The sequence below is a fragment of the Planomonospora sp. ID67723 genome (assembly GCF_015711605.1).
Taxonomy (GTDB): Bacteria; Actinomycetota; Actinomycetes; order Streptosporangiales; family Streptosporangiaceae; genus Planomonospora_A.
The window spans coordinates 811,370-832,115 of record NZ_JABTEZ010000001.1; the positions used below are offsets into that span (position 1 = coordinate 811,370).

The window sequence follows — 20,746 nt, forward strand, 5'->3', positions numbered from 1 at the left end:
CGATCGGCCGAACCTCTGGCACGGAGCCCTTCACCCCCCGGGTCCGTGCCGCGGTCAGAGCATCTCCCGGATCGTTCAACGTCCGATCAACAATCGATCGCGGGATATCCACAGCCTGTGGAGAGTCACCCTGTGGATATGTGGAAAAACCCTTCGGCGATCAAGGTGCGGAGGCTCTCAGGAGCCTTGCTCAGCAGGTCACCGGGGTCGTCCCCGGTCAGGTCGGCGATCGCGGAGAGCAGGGGGGCCAGTGGATAGTCGCCGTCGCAGACGCCCGCGAGGGCCGCCTCGACCGTCCCCACCCGGGCTGCCCGGCCCAGTCCCCTGGTCTGCCTGAGCATGATCGTGGTGGGATCCTCGGCTCCGGGCGAGCCGATCCGCTCCTCCACCACGCCGCGGGCCAGCCTCAGACGGGCCGCCAGCAACTCGGCGTCGGTCATCCGGTGCGCCCTGCCGATCGAGCCGAGCACCTCGTCCACGTACCCGCCCACCGGCAGCTCCACCCGCCCGCCGTACTCCTCCACCCGGACGACCGGGTCGAGGCTGCCGGAGTCGTGCAGGGTGATCCAGCCGAAGCCCACCCCGGTGACGTTCTCCGCCTCGAACCAGCCGAGCCAGTCGTCGTACAGCTCGCGGTATCGGGGGGTGCCCTGCTCGGCGGCGTCGCGCAGCCACAGCTCGACGTATTCCGCCGGGTCCTGGACGTCCCTCTGCACCGCCCAGCCGTCCCGGCCGGTCTCGGTCAGCCAGCCGCCGACCCGATCACGCCAGTCCTCCCCCTCGATGTGCAGCCAGTTGGCCAGGAGCTGACAAGTGCCGCCCGGATTGAGCAGGCCAGGCGCCTGCCGTACGAGATCGCGGCAGAAGTCGTCGCCCCGCAGACCGGACTCGCGGTAGGTGAACCGGCCGCGAGGGGAGATCACGAACGGAGGGTTGGAGACGATCAGGTCGAACCGCTCGCCCTCGACCGGCTCGAAGAGCGAGCCCACGCGGGCGTCCACCCCCTCGACTCCGGAGAGCGCCCAACTCAGCCGGGCCAGCTCCAGGGCACGGGGGTTGACGTCGGTGGCGACGATCTCCTCGGCCCGGTCGACCAGGTGCAGCACCTGCACCCCGCAGCCGGTGCCCAGGTCGAGGACGCGCTGCACCGGCCGGCGGGACACGAGCTGGGCGAGGTTGGCCGAGGCGCCGCCCGCGCCGACCACGTGATCGGCCCGGAGCGTCGGGTCGCCCGGCCTGACCTTCCGGTCGGAGACGACGTAGCCGCCGGTCTCCCAGGGCTGCAGGTGGACCGCGGCGACGATCCGGTCGCCGTTGGCGGTCAGCAGCCCCGCGGCGGCCAGCTCGGCCACCGGCAGGCCCGGCGGCGGTTCCACCGGGATGCCGAGCCACCACAACCGGATCAGCGTGCCGAGCGGATCACCGTCGCGGGTGGCGCGCAGGGCCGGAACGAGTTCTTCCCGGGACAACGCCGTGGCGGCGACGTCGCCGAGGCGCTCGCGTACGCCGTCGATGGTGTAACCGGTCTCGAGCAACAGGTCGCGGAGCCGGTCCAGCGGGTCTTTCACCGTTCCATCTTCACATGATCCAGGACCGAACACCCATAGTGATCAGACTGTTACCGATCGACGTAAGCGATCCGCAAGCGGGCCGCAAGCAGTCCACGGTAATCCTTGAGGGCCGCCGCACTCGGCTCTAAGGAACATCATGCTGCTCCCCTGTCTCGCCTGCGAATCCCGTTTCCGCCCCGACGAATACTTCCGCGCCTGCCACGACTACCACCGGGGCATGGACCTGGTCGCCTGGACCTGCCCCCGCTGCGGGAACCGCGACGAGCTGCGGGTGCTCCCCGGCGAACTCGGGTTCGGCTATCCCCAGCGGGGCAGGTTCGCCGTCAGCGACCGGCTGCGCGTGCCCGGGCTGCGCCGCAACCGGCAGGACCTGCGGTTGGACATCTCGCTGGACGAGAAGGTGTGGCACGTGCCCACCAGACTGCGCCAGTTCGCGGGGGCGCACTGAGCCGTGCCGGGGCCGGCAGGTTCAGGTCCGGCCCAGTGGGACCCGCCGAACCCCACCGGGGCGGCCGGAGGGTCCGCCCGGCCCGATGTCAGCCGGGGTGCCGCCGCAGGCTCTGCCAGGCGGCCTCGCAGAGCCCGGAGATCTCCTCCGGAGTGGGCTGGTGCGCCCCGGCGAACCACAGGCGGCACATCTCCGTGGCCGGGCCGAGCCAGAGCACGTAGCACATCGTGGGGTGGACGGGCTGGAGCAGGCCGGCCTTCATGTGCGGCCGCCACCAGTCGGAGACCTGCCGGAAGAACGCCCGGCGCGACTCGGAGACCTCGGTCCCTCCCGGCTCGTCCCGCTTGGGCGGGCGCTCGCTGATCAGCAGGTGCGCCCGCTCACGGTGCTCGCCGCACCAGGCCATGTGCAGGGCGACGATGGCCTCGATGCCCTCACGCGCACCCTCGTGGCGGCGCAGTTCGGCGAGGAAGGCGTCCTGGTACATCTGCAGCGTCTCGGCGTAGAGCACGCCGAAGACGTGTTCTTTGCTCGCGAAGTGGTGGTAGAAGCTGCCGACGCTGACCCCGCTCTCGTCACGGAGGCTGGCGAGGGTGGTCGCCGACACGCCGTCCTGACTGAATCGACGCAGGGCTCCGTCGACGATCCGGCTCCGGCCGTCGCGTCCGTTCTTGGCACTCTTCACGAGGTCAATGGTGGAGCACCAGAACCTTGTTCCGCAAATATCGTCGCGCGGATCAGGCCAGGCCGATCTTAGTGGAAACCTCCACGTTCCCGGAAGAGGCCTTCATGACGGCCTCCGGCCACTCCCTGCGGATCATGTTCAGCACCTTGCGGTTGCCGCCGAGCACGTCCATGCCCAGGGTCCGCGCCCCGCCCGCCACCGCCCGCCGGACCAGCCTGCGGACCAGCCGGGAGCCGAGCCCGCGCCCCTGCCAGTCGTCGGCCACCACGACGGCGATCTCCACGGCGACGCCCTCCGCACCGGGCGGCCCGCCCGTCACGCCTCCGGCCCCGCCGCCCGGCCCGTCGCCCCGGAAGCTCATCGCGTGTCCGACCACGGTGTCACCGCACACCGCCAGCAGGGCGTCGTGCCGGTCGTCCACCGCGAGCAGGGCGCGCACCATGCTCGCGGCCGGACGGCCGACGCCGGTGAAGAACCGCAGGGTCTGGGTCTGCACGGACAGCCCTTCGAGAAAGCTGCGGATCCGCTCCTCGTCGTCCATCCGCGCGGGCCGGATCTCGACACCGTCCCCCGGCAGCACCCGCACCGGATCGCGGCGGGGTCGCACCATCTGAGTTCGAAACATGGACTCAGACTCGCGCAGGACGGCTGAGTCTGTCAACTAGACTTAGATGGCGTTGGAGGTGACGGCGTGGCCACTTACGATGCGCACATGGGTCAGGTAAGTCTCGGCAACATGCCCTTCCGGGTGGACAACTGCTCGATCGAACGCACGCTGGGCATCGTGGGCGAGAAATGGACGTTCCTGGTGCTGCGCGAGGCGTTCAGCGGAGTACGCCGCTTCGCCGACATGCAGGCCGCCACCGGGGCGCCCCGGCAGGTGCTGAGCGCCCGGCTCACCCGGCTGGTGGAGGAAGGCCTGCTCCGCAAGGTCCCCTACCGCGAGCCCGGCCAGCGCCAGCGGGACGAATACCGGCTGACCCAGATGGGGCTGGACCTCTATCCGATCATGGTCGCCCTGATGCACTGGGGTGACCGGTACCTGTCCGACCCCGACGGCCCGCCTCTGCTCCTCACCCATCGCGGCTGCGGCGCCCCGGTCGAGCAGCGCTTCCGGTGCGCCGACGGCCACGAGATCGCCGGCCCGCACGAGGTCACACCCGTTCCCGGACCCGGCACACCACTCGGTGCACCGCGTGCGGGCGGCACCGGAGACTGAACGGCCGGCCCCGGCGGCGCGGGAGGACGAGCGGCGGGGCCGCAGACGCGGGAAGGCGAGCGGTCAGCCCGGCAGCGCCCGCAGGCAGCGCCGGAAGCCGAGCGCCGTGACCAGGGCCGCCCCGCCCAGCAGCACCGCGACCGCGGAGGTCCGGACGATCAAGTACATCTCCGTGGTCAGCGTGGTCAGCAACCACAGGCTCAGCCCGGCGTTGAGCAGCTGCGCGCACCCCCACAGGACGGAGTGCCGGAAGAAGAAGCGGCGCATCAGCGGATGCTCGTTCAGGTGGTCGGGAAGCGGGACCAGGTCGGCAGCCACGCGCTGGATCAGCGGGCGCCGGAGCGAGGCGGTCAGCAGGAAGGCCATGCTCGCGCAGAACACGCCCAGGCACTCGGGGAGGAAGAAGAACATCGGGTTCTTGTTGAGAACGGCCAGCGCCACGCGCACCGTGATGGCCCCGGCCGCCAGCAGCATCATGCCCGGAGCCGCCCGCCGCCGCACCAGCCGCCACGCCACTCCGCCGTAGACCCAGGCCACGGCCACGGCGAGCGCGCCGTACAGGCCGGTGAACACCATCGCGGCGTAGAACACCGCAGCCGGGAGGATCATCGCCTCCAGCACCCGGGGAGCGGCGTGCCTGAACATCGCCGCCGGCGAGAGCAACGCGATCGGGGCTTCCGTCGCGGACGGTGCGGTGCGGGCCCCGGCGGGCGGAACGGAGTTCCCGGAGAACGCCGGAGCGGAAGTCCCGGAAGGCGGCAGGTACGCCGAAGTTCCGGAGTGCGACTGGAGCAAAGTCATGAGGTGGCGGCTCCGGGGCTCGGGGACAAACCCCACCGACCGTACGGGATGTCCGAAGTGTCCGGGAGAGTTTCCAACAGATTCAACGGCAGGGCTACCGCGTCCATTCGGCGGCACGACCGTCATCCTTAGTGCTTTCTCGTGTTCCGAGAGTATGCGGGCCGGGCCCCGGCCGTACTCGGTTCCGGCAGGCCGGGCCGGGGAGGGCGGGAAGCCGTCCCGCCCGGGAAGGGCGATGGTCACGACTCCGACGATCGCGGCGTCCTCCGGGCCTCACCACGTCGAAAGACCCGCTCGGCGGAGACGGCCGGGGAACGGGGCGGTCGGTGCGGTGCCTACCCTTGGTGGCGTGTACCGGTTCCTGCTGACTCCCCGATGGATCGCACTCCACATCGTGGTGCTGCTGGTCATCCCCGCGTTCGTGTTCCTCGGCCAGTGGCAGTTCGGGCGCTACGAGGAGCGCTCCACCAGCGGCGACCGGATCACCGCCAACCTCGGCGCCCCGCCGGTCCCCGTCTCATCGCTCACCTCGGCCGGCGGTGCCGTGCCCGAGCGGGACAAGTACCGGACCGTGACGGCCACGGGCACCTTCGACCCGGCCCACCAGCTCCTCGTACGGCGCCGCGTCCAGAACAGGGCCGTCGGCTTCTACGTGCTCACCCCCCTGATCGTCGGGACCGGTGAGGCCGTGCTGGTGAACCGTGGCTGGGTCAAGGCGGGCGCCACGGCCGACGCCCTCCCCGACGTCCCCGCGCCGAGTCCGGGTGAGGTAACTGTCACCGGACGGCTACGCCCCGCCGAAACCGAGGAATCCTCCGGTCTCCGCGACCGGACGGGACTCCCCCCGGGGCAGGTCCTGCTGATCAACACCGCGACGATCGGGAAAGGCCTGCCGTACCGGCTCCTCGGCGGGTACGTGGAGCTCGTCGAGGAGTCCCCGGCTCCCGCCTCCGCGCCCGAGCCGGTGCCCGCGCCGGACGTGAGCGAGGGAGGCGGGCTCAACCTGGCCTACGGCGTGCAGTGGTGGCTCTTCATCGGGATCGCGATCGGCGGATGGGTCCTGCTGATCCGCCGCGAGGCCGCCGACCTGAAGGCCGAGGCCGCCCGGCGAGCCGAGCGGGCGGCGGTGGATGCGGGCGGGGAGACAGACACCCGGACAGAGGCGGAGACAGACGCGGAGACGAACACGCGGACAGACCGGGGAACGGCTGCCGGCCAGGGGGCTCCGTCGGCTTCGCCGGTCCCGGAGGGGGACCCGACCCGTTCTTGAGGGATTGCTGAGAGCAATGAACATTGCTCTCAGCAATCCCCCAAGAAAGGGAGCCCACGGCTTCGGCGCCCTTCTCGGTCGCCGTCGGCCGTCCTCCCGGTGAACCGCCTGATCAGGCGGGGGCCGTCATCCGAGCAGGAGCCCGGCCAGGGCGCCGAGTCCCACGGCGGCGACCGCGGAGGCGATGCCCAGGCCGAGCGAGAGCAGGCAGCCCGTCCTCCCGTCCCACCGGGCGCGCGGCTCGGGTTCCCGATCGGACAGGTTCCAGCCCGGCCGGGGTTCGAGCAGGAGGAAGAGGATCGCCCCGATCTGCCCGACGGTGAACAGCCAGAACCAGGCCCACCGGTTGCCCCATCGGGGCGTCGAGCCGAGCATGCCCAGGAAGGTGACGCACCAGGCCGCGCCGACCGCCCAGGCTCCCAGGGTCACGGGAACGCGGAACGGCCAGTTGGGGAAGATCCCTCTGGAGCCGGAGGCCGCCTCCTCCTTGTTCACACGGGCCGACGTGGCGCCGATCTCCCGCCGGAACTGCTTCACGGAGTAGACCTCCGGGCCGTCCCCGACCGGCAGTCCTTGGACCTCGTGCCAGACCAGCGGCCCTTCGGACCAGACCAGGTGGAGGACATCGCCTCCCTGCTGCCGGTAGACGACCTGGGAGACCCGGTCGGCCTGCGCCGCCGCACGGAACTCACCCAGCGTGCGGCCGGAGGGCGCGGTGCTCAGCGCGACGATGAGGGCGCCGGCGAGCAGCAGGACGAGCAGGATGATCCGCACCGCGAGCCCCAGGACCTTCCACAGAGGGCGCAGCCGCTCGGTCTCCATCTCTCCATTACTACCCGACGGTCAGGCCGCGGCGAGGCCCAGACCGAGCGCGACGGTCACGGCGATCACGAACCCGCCCGTCCCGTCGATCCGGTGCCTGGCCGGCAGCGGCTCGTACGGCCCGTGCCGGAGCGGGTACGGCTCCAGCAGGACGTAGAGGAACGACCCACCGGTGAGGAACATCCAGAACCAGGCGGGACGGCTGGCGTAGCGGTGGTCCCGGCGGGTGAGCATGAGGAGCCAGGCCAGCACCTCGGCCGCCATCGCGACCGGTGCGAACGGCTCCCACCACCGGCCGTAGGCGGGTGAGCCCGGCGACAGGCCCAGCGGCCCCCTGCCGCCCCCGGCCCGCACGATCTCCACCGAGGGGTCCGCGGCGGCCCGCACCCGGGACAGGAAGGCCTCCTGGCGGCGCTCCAGGGCCTCCGGGACCAGCCTGGTGGTCTCGGGATCCCAGACGTCGCCGGGCTGGTCGAATCGGGCCTGGCTCCAGGAGAGCGGGCCGTGCGACCACGTCAGGGTCCCGTAGGCGGGCCAGCTGCCGTCGTATACGACCTTGGTCACGCCTCCTGCCCGCAGGTCGCCGATGAGCTCCTCGGCGTCGCGGAGGGGCGGGGCCTGGTTCAGGTGGACGACCACGGTGGAGAGCGCGAGGACGAACAGCAGCGCGAGGCGCACGCCGTACGGGATCCCGCCCGTCCGTGTCACGGCACCCGCCCGCACCGGAACGACCGTCACCATGTCTGCATTCCTCCCCGAAGCACCGGCACCCGCGCCAGGGTACGGTCCATGACCTGGCCGGTAAGACGGATCCGCCGGTGCTGGACCGGCGCCCCGGGAAGCTACCTTGCCGCCCCAAACCTACATTTCCCGTAAAGTTCTGATATTCCACCGCCCAGCGGGTAGAGAGCGTCCCCAGGGCTCGCGACGAGCGGCACCCGCCCGGCGGGTCCGAGCCCCCGGGGCCGCCGCCCTTTCCCCCTCCGGCGGCCCCGGGGCACATCCGGCACCAACACGAGACCTGGTGGCTTGTTCAGTGTTATGCCAGCCCCGTACCGTTAATCACGTGACGACGCCGCTGCTGCCCGATCCCGAGCCCAGGCGGCGGGACTATGTGATCATCTCTGCCGACGACCACCTGATCGAGCCGCCCGACATGTTCGAGGGACGGCTTCCGGACAAATACGCAGAGCTCGCTCCCAAGGTGGTCGAGACCGACTCCGGCCACCAGGTCTGGCGCTACGGCGGGGCCACCTACCCGTGCGCCGGGATCGACGTCGGCGCGGGGCTCCCCCGCGAGCAGTGGACGCTCGACCCGGTCCGGTTCGAGCACATGCGGCCGGGCTGCCACGACATCGAGGCCCGGATCGAGGACATGGACCGCGGCGGCGTCTGGGCTGCGCTCTGCTTCCCCGGCATGCTGGCCGGCCAGGCAGGGATGGTCTTCTCCAGGACCCGCGACCAGGAGCTGGGTCTGGCGGTCCTGCGGGCCTGGAACGAATGGCACGTCGAGGTCTGGGCGGGCACCTACCCCGAGCGGATCATCGCCCTGCAGCTGCCCTGGCTGCCCGACCCCGAGATCGCCGCCAAGGAGATCCGCGACAACGCCTCCAAGGGCTTCAAGGCCGTGCTCTTCCCCGAGTTCCCCGCGCGGCTGCGCCTGCCCTCGATCCACAGCGACCACTGGGACCCGTTCTTCCGCGCCTGCGAGGAGACCGGCACGGTCGTCTGCCTGCACACCGGGACCGGGTCCTGGACCCCCGTGCCGTCCACCGACACCCCCATCGAGGCGATCACCACGCTCGTGCCGGCCAGCGCCATGTTCGCCTGCGCCGACTGGCTCTGGTCGGGCGTGCCGCTGCGCTTCCCCGCGCTCCGGATCCTGATCGTGGAGGGCGGGGTGGGCTGGCTGCCGATGCTGGCCGAGCGGGCCGACTACGCGCTGGACCACCCGGTCGCCGGGGAGGCCTCCTGGGACGGCGGGCTGAAGCCCAGTGAGGTGCTGCGCCGCAACTTCTTCTTCGGCACGCTCAACGACCACGCGCTGTCAGGCGTGCGCCTGGCGGTCGGCCTGGAGCACGTGCTGCTGGAGAGCGGCTACCCGCACTCCGACTCCACCTGGCCCGACACGCAGCAGTCCGTCACCCGCACCATGGGCAGCCTGCCGCCGGCCGACATCGCCCGGGTGGCCTACGGCAACGCCGCCCGCCTGTTCGGCCACCCGCTCCCGTCCCGCGCCTGGCTCAGGATGGAACAGCTCTGATGCGCGTCCTCTCCCAGTCGACGTAGCGGCCGCTCTCGCCGAGCAGCGAGCCCATCAGCCACAGGAAGACTCCGAAGTCGTCGGCCACCCCGACGAGCAGCAGGAACTCCGGGATGACGTCCACCGGCGAGAGGATGTAGAGCACGCCGAGGCCCATCATGGCCAGCCTGCCCCTTCCCATGCCGGGGTAGGTGCCGTTCAGCACCGCGCCGACGAGCCGGGGGACCGCCCGCAGCCGGGCTCCGATGCCGGGTGACCCCTGCCCCGCCACGTCCCTGTACGCCCGCCAGGCCTGTGCCGCCCGCGCCGCCTTAACCATCGGAACCTCCTCGCAGAACACGCTCGTCGGCCGCGTCCCCTACCCGGCCTGCTCACGACATAACGCGTGGCCGCGCTCCCTGGTTCCGCGCGGCTCCCGCCATCCGGTTCCGGACGGCGGGAGCCCGGCCTCAGCCCGCGCTGGGGGCCAGATCCCGCACGGCCTGCGCGATGGGCACCTCGCCCCCGGGGATGGGAGCGAGCACCGGGGTGTTCAGCCCGTTATCGACGTACTCCCGGATCCTGGCCCGGCAGGTGGCCGCGTCACCGTGCACGATCAGCGCGTCCACCACCTCGTCGGGGATGGCCTTGAGCGCCGCCTGCCGGTCCCCCGCTGCCCACGCCTCGTGCATCGGCCGCAGGATCTCACCGCGCCCCAGCCAGTCGTGGAAGGCCGCGTAGACCGGGACGGTCAGGTAGCTGGCCAGCATCCACCGGCCCAGTTCCCTGACCTTGTCGGCGTCCTCGCTGACGCAGACGAACAGGCGGGCGATCAGCTCGGTCTCCGGGCCGATCTCCGCGCGGACCTTCCGCACGTCCTGCGGGGAGAGCCAGTTGGTGATCGCGCCGTCGGCCTCCTCGGCGGCCAGCTTGAGCATCCGGGGGCGCAGCGCCGCCAGGACGATCTTCGGCTGGACCTTGGGGGCGCGCTCCAGCTTGAACCCCTTGATCTCGAACGTCTCGTACTTCTCGGTGACCTTCTCACCGGCCAGCGCCTTCTTCAGGAAGCGCAGGGTGTCGCGGGTGCGGGCGAACGGCTTGGTGAACTCCCCGGCGTTCCAGCGCTCCACGATGGCCGGTGAGGAGGCCCCGATGCCCAGCACGAACCGGTCCGGCGCGAGGTCGGCGAGAGTGGCCGCCGACATGGCCAGCAGGCCGGGTCCCCGGGTGGAGACCGGGACGATCGCGCTGCCGAGTCGGAGGCCGGGAGCCCACTCGGCGGCCAGGGCGAGCGGCGTGAAGCCGTCGACGCCGTTGACCTCGGCCGACCACACGTCGGTGTAGCCGAGGTCGGGGAGCTCGGCGACGAGCTCCTTGGATCCGGCCAGTGAGCGGTCGTAGAAGGGGACCGTCATCCCCCAGCGTGCGCCCGTCGCCATCGTGCTGCCTCCCATGGTCCCTCTGTCCAGAATGACATTCTGGTGTAGCGTGCCGCACCCGACAGGGGGTCCGTCAACAGGTCGACCATACCAACCGGCCGGTATGTCAGAAAGGAGGAGGGGCCGCGGGCCGTACCGCCCGGGTCAGGAACGCAGCTCGTGGACCCCGGCGATGAAGTCCCGCGCGATCCCCCGCAGGCCCGGCAGCTGGGAGAGCCCGACCAGCCGGTCCACCAGCGGCACGGTGAGCTCGATGAGCCGGTAGGTCTTGTGGCAGCCCTCGGAGGTGTCGTGCACCCAGAACAGCACGATCCCCATCGACATCAGCCAGAGCAGCTCGGGCAGCTCCGCCCTGAGCTCGGCGTCCATCCGGTCCGCCGAACCGTCCACGACCCTGCGGTAGATCGCGATCGAGGACTCCCGGGCGGCCGACGACTCGGCGCTGAACGGGCTGAGCGGGTTGGTCGGCTCGGCCGCGTGCTTGAAGAACTTCACCGCGAACTCGTGGTAGGGCTCGGAGACCCGCACCCACTCCCGGAGCACCCCGCCCAGGCGCCCGGCGAAGGAGCGCTCGGCGGCCAGCAACTCCTGGCACGCCGCCTCGTGCTCGGCCTGCGCCCGGTCGTAGTAGGCCTGGATCAGCGCTTCCTTGGAGGAGAAGTAGTAGTAGGCGTTGCCCACCGAGACCCCGGCCTCGGCGGCGATGGCCCGCATCGTGGTCGCCTCGTAGCCGCGCTCGCGGAACAACCGCAGGGCGGTCTCCACGATGATCTCGCGGGTTCTGTCAGATCCCCGGCTCCTCTGGGTCGGCTCGGCCACGTCGTCACTGTACGGCCCGCAGCCCTGTTAGGTCAGCGCGGCTCACGGTGATGGACATCACAGGGCAAAGACCGGGCGTCGTGAGGAGACATCGGGCACCGGGGGTGACTTTGCTGCTGGGAGCGGAAGGGCGACCCGCGACAGAGGATGAATGATGAGGACATTCGCCCGGACCCTGCTCATCCTGCAGGTCTCCTTAGCCGTGCTGCTCCCGCAGGGTGCCGCAGCGGCCGGGCACCCCGTACGACTCGGCACGGAACGCCCCGCGAGGCTCGGCGCCGAACACCCCGGAGCGCTGCTGAGCCACGCCCAGGCCTCCAGACGCCTGGCGCGGGCGGGGCTGAGCTGGGTCTCCTCCGGCGGGTGCGCCGACCGGGACAACCGGCGGTGCACCTCCTTCGAGGAACTGCGGGCGACCACCCTCAGGAAGGTGATCCGGCTCAAGCGGCGCAGCGGCTGCCCGATCGTCCTGACCGGCGGAACCGAGGCCGGCCACGAACACGGCCGCTACAGCCACCGAACCGGTTACAAGGTGGACGTCGCGCACGGCCCGTGCATCGACCGACACATCACGCGCAGGTACCCGTTCGACGGCCTGCGCGACGACGGGGCGCGGCTCTACCGCGCCGCGCGGGCCCTGTTCGCCCGCACCCCGTCCCACTGGGACATCCTCTTCCGGTGACCGCGAACGGCTCCGCCCCGGCGTCGTCGCGGAACGACGCCGGGGCGGGCCGTACGGTCTGAGGAACTATCCGGCGAGCTCCGCCGCGACCAGCTCGGCGATCTCCGCCGCGTTCAGGGCCGCGCCCTTGCGCAGGTTGTCGCCGCAGACGAACAGGTCGAGCGTGTTCGGGAAGTCGAGCGCCTGGCGGATCCGGCCCACGTAGGTCGGGTCGGTGCCGACCACGTCCGCCGGGGTCGGGAAGACGCCGTTGGCCGGGTCGTCCATGACGACCACCGTCGGAGCGGCTTCCAGGATCCGGTGGGCGTCGGCCACGGTGATCTCGCGCTCGAAGGTCGCGTGCACGGCCAGCGAGTGCGTGGTGATCACCGGGACGCGGACGCAGGTCGCCGAGACCTTCAGGTCGTCGATGCCCAGGATCTTCCGGGACTCGTTGCGGAGCTTGATCTCCTCGGAGGCCCAGCCGCCGTCCTTGAGCGATCCCGCCCACGGCACGACGTTGAACGCCACCGGGGCCGGGAACGGGGACTCCTCGTCGCCCAGCTTGTTCTGTAGCGCCTTGCGCACGTCACCGGCGGTCTGCCCCACCGTGCGGTCGCCCGCCAGCGCCTCGACCTCGTCGTAGAGCCGGGCCGAGCCGGCCACACCCGCGCCGGAGACCGCCTGGTAGGAGGCGACCACCAGCTCGCGCAGGCCGTACTGCTCGTGCAGCGCGCCCATCGCGGCCATCATCGAGAGCGTGGTGCAGTTCGGGGTGGAGACGATGCCCAGCGGCCGGTTCCGCACGGTCTCGGGGTTGACCTCCGGCACGACCAGCGGAACATCCGGGTTCATCCGGAAGGTGCCGGACTTGTCGATGGCCACCGCGCCACGCTCGGCGGCGATCGGCACCCAGACCGCCGAGACCTCGTCGGGGACGTCGAAGATCGCGATGTCGACACCGTCGAAGACCTCGGGAGTCAGCTCCTGGACGACCACGTCCTCGCCGCGGACCTGGAGCACCTTGCCCGCGGAACGGGCGGAGGCGACGAGCTTGATCTCGCCGTAGACGTCCTCACGGGTGGAGATGATGTCGCGCATGACGGTGCCCACCGCACCGGTCGCGCCGATCAGAGCAAGAGTGGGCTTGCGAGCGCTCATCGCCCGGTACCTCCGTAGATCACTGCCTCAACCTGGTCGGCGTCGAGGTCGAACGCGCGGTGCGCGGCGCCGACGGCCGCGTCCACCTCGTCCTGCCCGACGATCACCGAGATGCGGATCTCCGAGGTGGAGATCATCTCGATGTTCACCCCCGCGTCGGCGAGGGCGGCGAAGAACGTCGCGGTGACGCCGGGGTGCGAGCGCATGCCCGCGCCGATCAGCGACACCTTCCCGATCTGGTCGTCGAACTGCAGCGACTCGAAACCGATGCGCTCCTGGACCTTCTTCAGAGCGGTGAGGGCCGTGGAGCCGTCACTCGTGGGAAGCGTGAAGGAGATGTCCGTCCGCCCGGTCGCCGCCGCCGACACGTTCTGAACGATCATGTCGATGTTGATCTCGGCGTCCGCCAGCGTTTTGAAGATCGTGGCAGCCTCGCCGACCTTGTCGGGCACCCCGACAACGGTGACCTTGGCCTCGCTCCGGTCGTGCGCGACGCCGGAGATGATCGGCTGCTCCATCTCTGTTCCCTCACTGTCGGGGTCGGAGACGACCCACGTGCCTTCCTTGGTGCTGAACGAGCTTCTGACGTGGATCGGAAGGTTGAACCGGCGAGCGTACTCGACGCAGCGCAGGTGCAGGATCTTCGCCCCGCAGGCCGCCATCTCCATCATCTCCTCGTAGGAGATCTTGGGGATCTTGCGGGCGGTCGGCACGATGCGCGGGTCCGCGGTGAAGATTCCGTCCACGTCGGTGTAGATCTCACACACGTCGGCCTCCAGGGCGGCGGCCAGCGCCACCGCCGTGGTGTCCGAACCGCCCCGGCCCAGCGTGGTGATGTCCTTGGTGTTCTGCGAGACGCCCTGGAAGCCGGCCACGATCGCGATGTGGCCGAGGTCGAGGGCCTCGCGGATCCGGCCGGGCGTCACGTCGATGATCCGCGCCTTGCCGTGGGTGGAGTCGGTGATGACGCCGGCCTGGGAGCCGGTGAACGAGCGCGCCTCGTGACCCAGGTTCGCGATCGCCATCGCCAGCAGCGCCATCGAGATGCGCTCACCCGAGGTGAGCAGCATGTCGAGCTCGCGGCCCGGCGGGAGCGGGGAGACCTGCTGCGCGAGGTCGAGCAGCTCGTCGGTGGTGTCACCCATCGCGGAGACGACCACCACGACGTCGTTGCCGGCTTTTTTCGTCGCGACGATCCGCTGGGCGACCCGCTTGATGCAGGACGCGTCGGCGACGGACGAACCACCGTACTTCTGAACAACGAGCGCCACGAGATGTCTCCGAAGCAATCTAGGGCTGTGGAGCTCTCAGTCTACTGGCGCGTCGATATGTTCCCCTTGGTTTAGACCACTATGTGGACGATCACACCGTCGTGCGCTCTTCGGCCACGTCGAGACGGGTGTGGGCAACGAGAGCCTGAAGCGCCCGCATTGCCGCTCCCGCGTGGTTTCCCCAGGTGTTGAAGTAGGAGTACTGCCACCACCACAGGGCCTCCAGCGGCCGGCCCGCCCGGTAGTGCCTCAGACCGTGGATGAGATCGGCGGCGACCGCGCTCAGGTCGTCCGAGAGGCGGTACGGCGTGACGGAGGTGTCCTTGTAGGGGTCGAAGACCTCGGCGTAGTCGTCCACCGGGCCCAGCCGCTCGGCGAGGGCCGTGCGGAGCGGGTCGACGTCGGGGTCCTCGCTCAGGTGCGGCTCCCAGTTTCCGGACAGGATGACGTCCTGGCTGGCACCGAGCTGCGCGCCGGCCGAGCTCACCTGGGCGACCTCCACCAGCAGAAGCGGCAGGACGGCGTCCCCGCCCTCCCCGCCCGCCAGCCGGGTCAGCCCGTCGAGGTAGTTCTGCGCATGCACCGCGATCCGGTCCGCGAACGCGCTCCACTCATCAGACATCCAGCAGCCTCCGTCCTTCGAACGCGCGGCCCAAGGTGACCTCGTCGGCGTACTCGAGGTCACCGCCTACCGGCAGACCGCTGGCCAGTCGTGTGACTTTCAAACCCATCGGCTTCACCAGACGGGCGAGATAGGTGGCCGTCGCCTCCCCCTCCAGGTTGGGGTCGGTGGCGATGATCAGCTCGGTCACCCGGCCGTCGGCCAGGCGCGTCATCAGCTCGCGGATGCGGAGGTCGTCGGGGCCGACGCCGTCGATCGGGCTGATCGCCCCGCCGAGCACGTGGTAGCGGCCACGGAACTCGCGGGTCTTCTCGATCGCGACGACGTCCTTGGACTCCTCGACGACGCAGATCACGTGGAGGTCGCGCCGGGTGTCACGGCAGATCCGGCACTCCTCCTCCGCCGCCACGTTCCCGCAGATCCGGCAGAAGCGGACCTTCTCCTTGACCTCCAGCAGAGCGTGCGCGAGCCGCTTGACGTCGGTCGGGTCCGCCGCCAGGAGGTGGAAGGCGATCCGCTGCGCGCTCTTGGGACCGACGCCCGGCAACATGCCCAGCTCGTCGATCAGGTTCTGGACGACCCCTTCGTACATGGGCTAGAACCCGGGGAGCTGGCCGAGGCCGCCCCCTCCGCCCAGCCCTTGGGCGAGCGGACCGAGTTTCTCCTGCTGCAGGTCGGAGGCCGCCCGCACGGCGTCTCTGATGGCCGCGATGACCAGGTCGGCGATGGTGTCGGCCGTCTCCTGGGGGTCGGTGGCGTCCACGGCCTCCGGACTGATCTTCAGCTCCAGCAGCTCGCCGCCGCCGTTGACCGTGGCCACGACCAGACCGCCGCCCGCCGAGCCCTCGATCTCCGCGTCGTTCAGCTCCTGCTGGGCGCTCACGAGCTGCTGCTGCATGAGCTGTGCCTGCTCCAGCAACTGCTGGAGGTTGACATCCCCTGGGTTCACCGTGATGCGCTCCTCGTCCGTGACATCAGTCGTCACCGAGCCTACGGGTTCGGAGCCGAGTCGTGCACCGGCACGAGCATGTGTTCCCCATGGACGCATCCGTTTCCCACGAGAAGCCGGGTCCCGGACCCTCCTCCAGACATCCGGGCCCCGGCCTCGTAGCACCGCGCGGTCGCATGCGGCGGAGCGTGACCACACTCTCACAGAACGCGGGGTGCACACACGTTGCACGCGTTCTCTCACTCGCCGTACCCGGTGTTTGCTCGAATGGGCCGCGGGCAAGGATTTCGCCACCGGTCGGCTCGGCCCGACGTCCTCTCAGAGAGGTGTACAGCCCGGCGGCCGCCAGCGCCCCGCCCCGATCACCCGCCTGGACGCCCACATGAGGCGCGGTGGGCGGCCGGTCAGCTGTGGTCGATCTCCTCGATGATCCGGCCGCCGAGCTCGCGCTGGATGAGCGCCATGCCGGTGAGCTCGTCGACGTCGGCGTCCGCGTCGTTCAGCGGGTCGACCTCGTCGGACTCCAGAGCGGGCGCGCGTCCCGGGATCGCGTCCGGCCAGGCGGATCTGCTCCCGCCCGGCTTGGGACCGCTCTGGGCCGCGGCCCTGGCCGCCGAACGCGCGGCGGCCAGGCCGGGGCTCGGGGCAGGAGGCGAACCGGGGTCCTCCGGCATGGGCGCGTCCGGCCAGGACTCGTCCGTGGCGGGCCGGGCGGGAGCCGTACGGACCTCCTGACCCGCCTGGGCCGTACCGGCCTGCGGCCCTCCCACGGCCAGGCGGGCGTCCTGCCCGCCCGGGGCGGGGCGTCCCTCCTGCTCCGGCGCGGCGGCGGGAGCGGGAACGGAGGCCTGCGGAGCGGACCGGGACACGTCCGGTTCCCGGCGGGGAGCCGGAGGCTGCGGGGGAGCGGCCGGGGCGGGCGGGCGCCCACCGGACGCGGGGGCCCCGCCTCCGGAGCCGCCCACGACGGCCTCGACCTTCCAGGTGCCGCCCAGCACCTCCTGGAGCGCCGCCGCCACGACCGCGTCCTTGCCGCCGCCGATGAAACTCCGCATCGCGCCGACCTGAAGGAACCCGAGCGTCACGATCTTGCCTTCGACCCCGACGACCTGTGCGTGCCCGTTGAGCTGGGCCCAGGTGAACTTGCTGCGCTGCTTCACGCCCTCCAGCACCTGAGGCCACGCCTGCTGCACGGCTCCCGCCTCGGAGCCGGAGACCGGCGCCGCAGGAGCCTGCTGCGGCCGGGCCTGGGCCTGCGGTTCGGCCGGGGGGGCACCCGGCCTGACCGCGGCGGGCCAGTCGTCGCCGTCCTGGACCGAGGAGGCGGGCGCCGCACCGGCCTGCGCCGTGTCGTCCGGGCCCTGACCGGCCGGTGCGGCTCCGGCCGGAACGGCGGGAGCGGACTGCTCGGAACTCGGCGTCACGTGACCGGACGGCACGTAAGAGGTGGATGCCGCGGCGGGAGCCGAGACGGGCTGCGCGTACGCGGCGGGGGCGGGGGCGTACGGCGCGGGAGCGGGCTGCGCGTGGACGGCGGGAGCCGCGGCGAGGCCGCCCTGCTCCAGCCGCTCCAGCCGGGCCAGCAGCGCCGCCTCGCCCTGCGCGGCGCCGGGGAGCAGCACCCGGGCGCACATCAGCTCCAGCAGCAACCGGGGCGAGGCCGCCCCGCGCATCTCGGTCAGCCCGGTGTTGAAGACCTCCGCGGCCCGGGTCAGGTCGGCGGGGCCCATCGAGGCGGCCTGCGCCTGGAGCCGCTCCAGCTCGTCGGCGGGCCGGTCGAGCAGTCCGCTCCCGGCCGCCTCCGGCACGTTGGCCAGAATCACCAGGTCGCGGAAACGCTCCAGCAGGTCCATGGCGAAGCGGCGGGGGTCGTGACCGCCTTCCACCACCCGGTTCACGGCCTGGAACACCCGCGCGCCGTCCCGCGCCGCGAACGCGCCGACCACGTCGTCGAGCAGGTCTCCGTCGGTGTAGCCGAGCAGGGAGACCGCGCGCGTGTAGGTGATGCCGCTCTCGTCGGACCCGGCGTAGAGCTGGTCGAGGATCGACAACGAGTCGCGGGCGGAGCCCGCGCCCGCCCGGACCACCAGCGGCAGCGCGGCGGGCTCGAACGGGACGCCCTCGGAGGTGAGGATCTCCTCCATGAGCGTGCGCAGCGCCGTCGGCGGGATCAACCGGAACGGGTAGTGGTGGGTCCGGGACTTGATCGTCCCGATGACCTTCTCCGGCTCGGTGGTCGCGAAGACGAACTTCAGGTGCGGCGGGGGCTCCTCGACGAGTTTGAGCAGCGCGTTGAACCCCTCGCGGGTCACCATGTGCGCCTCGTCGATGATGTAGATCTTGTAGCGCGACGAGACGGGCGCGAAGAAGGCTCGCTCTCGCAGGTCACGGGCGTCGTCCACGCCTCCGTGCGAAGCCGCGTCGATCTCGATGACGTCGAGGTGGCCGGGACCGGTCGGGGCCAGCGCCACGCACGACTCGCACTCTCCGCACGGGTCGGGGGTCGGCCCCTTCTCGCAGTTCAGCGAGCGGGCCAGGATCCGGGCGCTGGAGGTCTTGCCGCAGCCGCGGGGGCCGCTGAAGAGGTAAGCATGGTTGATCCGGCCGCTCCGCAGCGCCTGCCGCAGCGGCTCTGTGACATGCTCCTGGCCCTTGACCTCGGCGAAGGTCCCAGGCCGGTATTTGCGGTAGAGCGCCAGACTCATCCAGGGAGCTCCCGCCTGCGAGGGGTCCTGCAACGAAGGAACCCCTCGCACACCCGCCAGAGCCCGCTTATCCTTGCTGCCTTCCGGCCCTGGGGAGGTTCACAGGATGACGCCGCGCGAGGGGTCCGGGAACAGTCTATCCCCCCGGCGCGGTAGTCGGGTCCGCGAATTGGTGTGCGATGCACCGCCAGAAGTCCGCTAAGCTTGCGGGCGGAGGATTCGCCTAGTTGGCCTAGGGCGCACGATTGGAAATCGTGTTGGGGGCAACCCCTCAGGAGTTCAAATCTCCTATCCTCCGCCAGCTCGCAGGGGCCGGACCACACATGTGGTCCGGCCCCTGCGACGTTCCCGCCCCGGCTCATCCGGTACGGCGCAGCAGGAGCGCGACGAAGCCGAGGACACCGCGACAGCCGTTCAGCTGACGGTCCATGGCGGGCGGTCCGGCCCGACCATGGATCCTTCCGCGCCGGAACCTCCACCCGGCGAGGTGCGGACGGTCAGGAGTCGGAGGGGAGTTCCAGGACGCGGGCGTGCAGGACCGAGCGCTGGTGCAGGGCCGAGCGCAGGGCGCGGTGCAGGCCGTCCTCCAGGTACAGCTCGCCGCGCCACTGGACCACGTGCGGGAAGAGGTCGCCGTAGAACGTGGAGTCCTTGGCGAGCAGGGAATGCAGGTCGAGCACCGCTTTCGTGGTGATCAGGGTGTCGAGCCGGACCTGCCGCGGCGGGATCTGGGCCCACTCTCGGTTGGAGAGGCCGTGTTCGGGATAAGGCCGTCCATCGCCGACCAGCTTGAAGATCACCCATGTATTTTAGGAGAGATTCTGATCCTTTGCCTGCTCGGGCATTTTTATCGCGGGCCGCAGACCGGCTCAGATCCCTCCGGAGAAGGTGTCGCACCGCCCCGGATCCCCGGTCTGGTAACCGGTGGAGAACCATTTGACCCGCTGCTCCGAGGTCCCGTGGGTGAACCCCTCCGGATCGACCCGGCCCTGGGCGCGTTTCTGGATGTTGTCGTCGCCCACGGCGGCGGCCGCGCTCAGCGCCTGCTCGATGTCGGCCTGGGTGAAGGGCTTCTCGAACAGCCCGGTCTCGTAGGCGTTCTTGGCCCAGGCCCCCGCGTAGCAGTCGGCCTGCAGTTCCACCCGGACCGCGCCGCTCTCCGGGCCCTGCCGGTCACTCTGCGACTTCCCGAGGACGCCGGTCAGGTTCTGCACGTGGTGGCCGTACTCGTGCCCGATCACGTACGCCTGGGCGAACGGCCCGCCCTCGGCGCCGAACCTGCTCTGCAACTGGTCGAAGAAGCTGAGGTCGAGGTAGACCCGCTGGTCGCTCGGGCAGTAGAACGGCCCCACCGAGGAGTCCGCGGCACCGCAGCCGGTGTTCGTCCCGCCGGAGAACAGCACGGTCTTGGCCGGGCGGTATCCGTCGAGAACCGTGGGCCAGTACTCCTGGATGCTGTTGACCACGCCGACGACCCGGCACTCCTCGTTCTGGTCGGCGTCCTGACCGGTCTTGCACTGCGCCCCCAGGTTCGAGCTGGGGCCCACCGGCGCGGGGTCCCCGCCGGTGATGTTGCCGGGGTTGATGCCGAATATCAGCGCCACGATGAGCGCGATGATCCCAGCGGCACCTCCGCCGACCGCGAGCCCTCCGCCGGGGAGACCTCCGCGGCCGCCGCTCTCGACCTGCGAGGTGTCCAACTGGACATCGTCCTTGAAATCCATCGCCGACGTCCCTTCCGAGTCCGCTTCGGGACCCCCCTCTGCCCCCAGAAAGGCCGGGCATGCCCGCGGTGCGGCCCGCTCGCCGGGCCGCACCGCGGGCATGCCGGGAAGAGCGGTTCCCGGAGACACCCGTCCTTCTTCGCGCGGAGGAACACGCACCTCCCGGACGATGATCTCCAGCCGCCGCCCGGACGCGGCATTCAGACGATCACACCGTGACCACTTTACGCTTATGAATACTTACTTTAGGTGATTATTGCAGGTCAAGGCCGGGTATCCCAAAGGTGCCCGATGCGATCGCCCATCCCCACGAGGTACGGCACCGGCCGGCGGGAGC

22 protein-coding genes, 1 tRNA gene and 1 other RNA gene are annotated in these 20,746 nt (G+C 70.8%); 6 read left to right on the forward strand and 18 right to left on the reverse strand.

Annotated elements, in window-relative coordinates; all coding sequences use genetic code 11:
- Positions 1-125 precede the first annotated feature (125 nt).
- Positions 126-1,568, reverse strand: a complete 1,443-nt coding sequence (locus tag HS041_RS03750; RefSeq protein ID WP_196439111.1) for a DUF7059 domain-containing protein — start codon at positions 1,566-1,568, stop codon at positions 126-128.
- 139 nt (positions 1,569-1,707) lie between these two features.
- Here HS041_RS03750 and HS041_RS03755 point away from each other — a divergent pair, with 139 nt between their 5' ends.
- Positions 1,708-2,019 (forward strand): hypothetical protein, encoded by a 312-nt coding sequence (locus HS041_RS03755; protein WP_196439112.1) that lies wholly within the window; start codon positions 1,708-1,710, stop codon positions 2,017-2,019.
- A gap of 88 nt (positions 2,020-2,107) precedes the next feature.
- On the opposite strand, the gene HS041_RS03760 is transcribed toward HS041_RS03755, so the two are convergent.
- Both HS041_RS03760 and HS041_RS03765 read right to left on the reverse strand, forming a co-directional pair.
- Entirely contained in the window at positions 2,108-2,704 is a 597-nt protein-coding gene (locus HS041_RS03760) for a TetR/AcrR family transcriptional regulator (RefSeq protein WP_196439113.1), read from the reverse strand.
- 52 nt (positions 2,705-2,756) lie between these two features.
- Positions 2,757-3,314, reverse strand: a complete 558-nt coding sequence (locus HS041_RS03765; protein ID WP_230878405.1) for a GNAT family N-acetyltransferase — start codon at positions 3,312-3,314, stop codon at positions 2,757-2,759.
- 102 nt (positions 3,315-3,416) lie between these two features.
- On the opposite strand from HS041_RS03765, the gene HS041_RS03770 reads away from it, so the two are divergent.
- Positions 3,417-3,923 carry a winged helix-turn-helix transcriptional regulator gene (locus HS041_RS03770; protein WP_196439115.1) on the forward strand — a complete coding sequence of 169 codons (507 nt, stop codon included), beginning with the start codon at positions 3,417-3,419 and terminating at the stop codon, positions 3,921-3,923.
- A 63-nt stretch (positions 3,924-3,986) separates the two neighbouring features.
- Here the strand turns inward: HS041_RS03770 and HS041_RS03775 are convergent, their stop codons facing one another.
- Positions 3,987-4,568, reverse strand: a complete 582-nt coding sequence (locus tag HS041_RS03775) for a VC0807 family protein (protein WP_196439116.1) — start codon at positions 4,566-4,568, stop codon at positions 3,987-3,989.
- Positions 4,569-5,073: 505 nt separating this feature from the next.
- On the opposite strand from HS041_RS03775, the gene HS041_RS03780 reads away from it, so the two are divergent.
- Complete coding sequence (locus tag HS041_RS03780) at positions 5,074-5,994, forward strand: SURF1 family cytochrome oxidase biogenesis protein (RefSeq protein WP_307845160.1); 921 nt, start codon at positions 5,074-5,076, stop codon at positions 5,992-5,994.
- 126 nt (positions 5,995-6,120) lie between these two features.
- On the opposite strand, the gene HS041_RS03785 is transcribed toward HS041_RS03780, so the two are convergent.
- Positions 6,121-6,816, reverse strand: a complete 696-nt coding sequence (locus HS041_RS03785) for a hypothetical protein (RefSeq protein WP_196439118.1) — start codon at positions 6,814-6,816, stop codon at positions 6,121-6,123.
- 21 nt (positions 6,817-6,837) lie between these two features.
- Complete coding sequence (locus HS041_RS03790) at positions 6,838-7,557, reverse strand: hypothetical protein (protein WP_196439119.1); 720 nt, start codon at positions 7,555-7,557, stop codon at positions 6,838-6,840.
- A gap of 325 nt (positions 7,558-7,882) precedes the next feature.
- On the opposite strand from HS041_RS03790, the gene HS041_RS03795 reads away from it, so the two are divergent.
- Positions 7,883-9,079 (forward strand): amidohydrolase family protein, encoded by a 1,197-nt coding sequence (locus tag HS041_RS03795; protein WP_307845161.1) that lies wholly within the window; start codon positions 7,883-7,885, stop codon positions 9,077-9,079.
- Here the strand turns inward: HS041_RS03795 and HS041_RS03800 are convergent.
- The 3 genes from HS041_RS03800 to HS041_RS03810 all read right to left on the reverse strand — a co-directional run bounded on the left by HS041_RS03800 (position 9,060) and on the right by HS041_RS03810 (position 11,316).
- A complete protein-coding gene (locus tag HS041_RS03800; protein ID WP_196439120.1) occupies positions 9,060-9,398 on the reverse strand; it encodes a YkvA family protein in 339 nt (112 codons plus the stop codon). The two genes, HS041_RS03795 and HS041_RS03800, sit on opposite strands and share 20 nt — an antisense overlap.
- Before the next feature lie 130 nt (positions 9,399-9,528).
- Positions 9,529-10,497: an LLM class F420-dependent oxidoreductase gene (locus tag HS041_RS03805; protein WP_196439121.1), complete on the reverse strand. Its 969-nt coding sequence runs from the start codon at positions 10,495-10,497 to the stop codon at positions 9,529-9,531.
- 144 nt (positions 10,498-10,641) lie between these two features.
- Positions 10,642-11,316, reverse strand: a complete 675-nt coding sequence (locus tag HS041_RS03810) for a TetR family transcriptional regulator (protein WP_196439122.1) — start codon at positions 11,314-11,316, stop codon at positions 10,642-10,644.
- Between the two features lie 151 nt (positions 11,317-11,467).
- Between HS041_RS03810 and HS041_RS03815 the strand changes: the two genes are divergently transcribed.
- On the forward strand, positions 11,468-11,998 hold the full coding sequence (locus HS041_RS03815) for a hypothetical protein (RefSeq protein ID WP_196439123.1): 531 nt from the start codon (positions 11,468-11,470) through the stop codon (positions 11,996-11,998).
- 66 nt (positions 11,999-12,064) lie between these two features.
- Here HS041_RS03815 and HS041_RS03820 read toward each other — a convergent pair whose 3' ends face one another.
- The 7 genes from HS041_RS03820 to ffs all read right to left on the reverse strand — a co-directional run bounded on the left by HS041_RS03820 (position 12,065) and on the right by ffs (position 18,815).
- Positions 12,065-13,138: an aspartate-semialdehyde dehydrogenase gene (locus tag HS041_RS03820; protein WP_196439124.1), complete on the reverse strand. Its 1,074-nt coding sequence runs from the start codon at positions 13,136-13,138 to the stop codon at positions 12,065-12,067.
- Entirely contained in the window at positions 13,135-14,409 is a 1,275-nt protein-coding gene (locus HS041_RS03825) for an aspartate kinase (RefSeq protein ID WP_196439125.1), read from the reverse strand. Before HS041_RS03825 ends, HS041_RS03820 begins: the two co-directional genes overlap by 4 nt.
- 91 nt (positions 14,410-14,500) lie before the next feature.
- Positions 14,501-15,031, reverse strand: a complete 531-nt coding sequence (locus tag HS041_RS03830) for a DUF5063 domain-containing protein (RefSeq protein ID WP_196439126.1) — start codon at positions 15,029-15,031, stop codon at positions 14,501-14,503.
- Positions 15,024-15,623 carry a recombination mediator RecR gene (gene recR, locus HS041_RS03835; protein ID WP_184947189.1) on the reverse strand — a complete coding sequence of 200 codons (600 nt, stop codon included), beginning with the start codon at positions 15,621-15,623 and terminating at the stop codon, positions 15,024-15,026. Before recR ends, HS041_RS03830 begins: the two co-directional genes overlap by 8 nt.
- A 3-nt stretch (positions 15,624-15,626) precedes the next feature.
- Positions 15,627-15,980, reverse strand: coding sequence for a YbaB/EbfC family nucleoid-associated protein (locus tag HS041_RS03840; protein WP_196439127.1), 354 nt, complete (start codon positions 15,978-15,980; stop codon positions 15,627-15,629).
- A 404-nt stretch (positions 15,981-16,384) separates the two neighbouring features.
- Positions 16,385-18,685, reverse strand: coding sequence for a DNA polymerase III subunit gamma and tau (locus HS041_RS03845; RefSeq protein ID WP_196439128.1), 2,301 nt, complete (start codon positions 18,683-18,685; stop codon positions 16,385-16,387).
- Between the two features lie 31 nt (positions 18,686-18,716).
- An RNA gene (gene ffs, locus HS041_RS03850) (signal recognition particle sRNA small type) lies at positions 18,717-18,815 on the reverse strand.
- Between the two features lie 82 nt (positions 18,816-18,897).
- Here ffs and HS041_RS03855 point away from each other — a divergent pair.
- A tRNA-Ser gene (locus HS041_RS03855) sits at positions 18,898-18,986 on the forward strand.
- Between the two features lie 196 nt (positions 18,987-19,182).
- Here HS041_RS03855 and HS041_RS03860 read toward each other — a convergent pair.
- Both HS041_RS03860 and ypfJ read right to left on the reverse strand, forming a co-directional pair.
- Positions 19,183-19,485 carry a type II toxin-antitoxin system VapB family antitoxin gene (locus HS041_RS03860; RefSeq protein WP_196439129.1) on the reverse strand — a complete coding sequence of 101 codons (303 nt, stop codon included), beginning with the start codon at positions 19,483-19,485 and terminating at the stop codon, positions 19,183-19,185.
- Between the two features lie 69 nt (positions 19,486-19,554).
- A complete protein-coding gene (gene ypfJ, locus HS041_RS03865) occupies positions 19,555-20,409 on the reverse strand; it encodes a KPN_02809 family neutral zinc metallopeptidase (RefSeq protein ID WP_196439130.1) in 855 nt (284 codons plus the stop codon).
- Between the last annotated feature and the right edge of the window lie 337 nt (positions 20,410-20,746).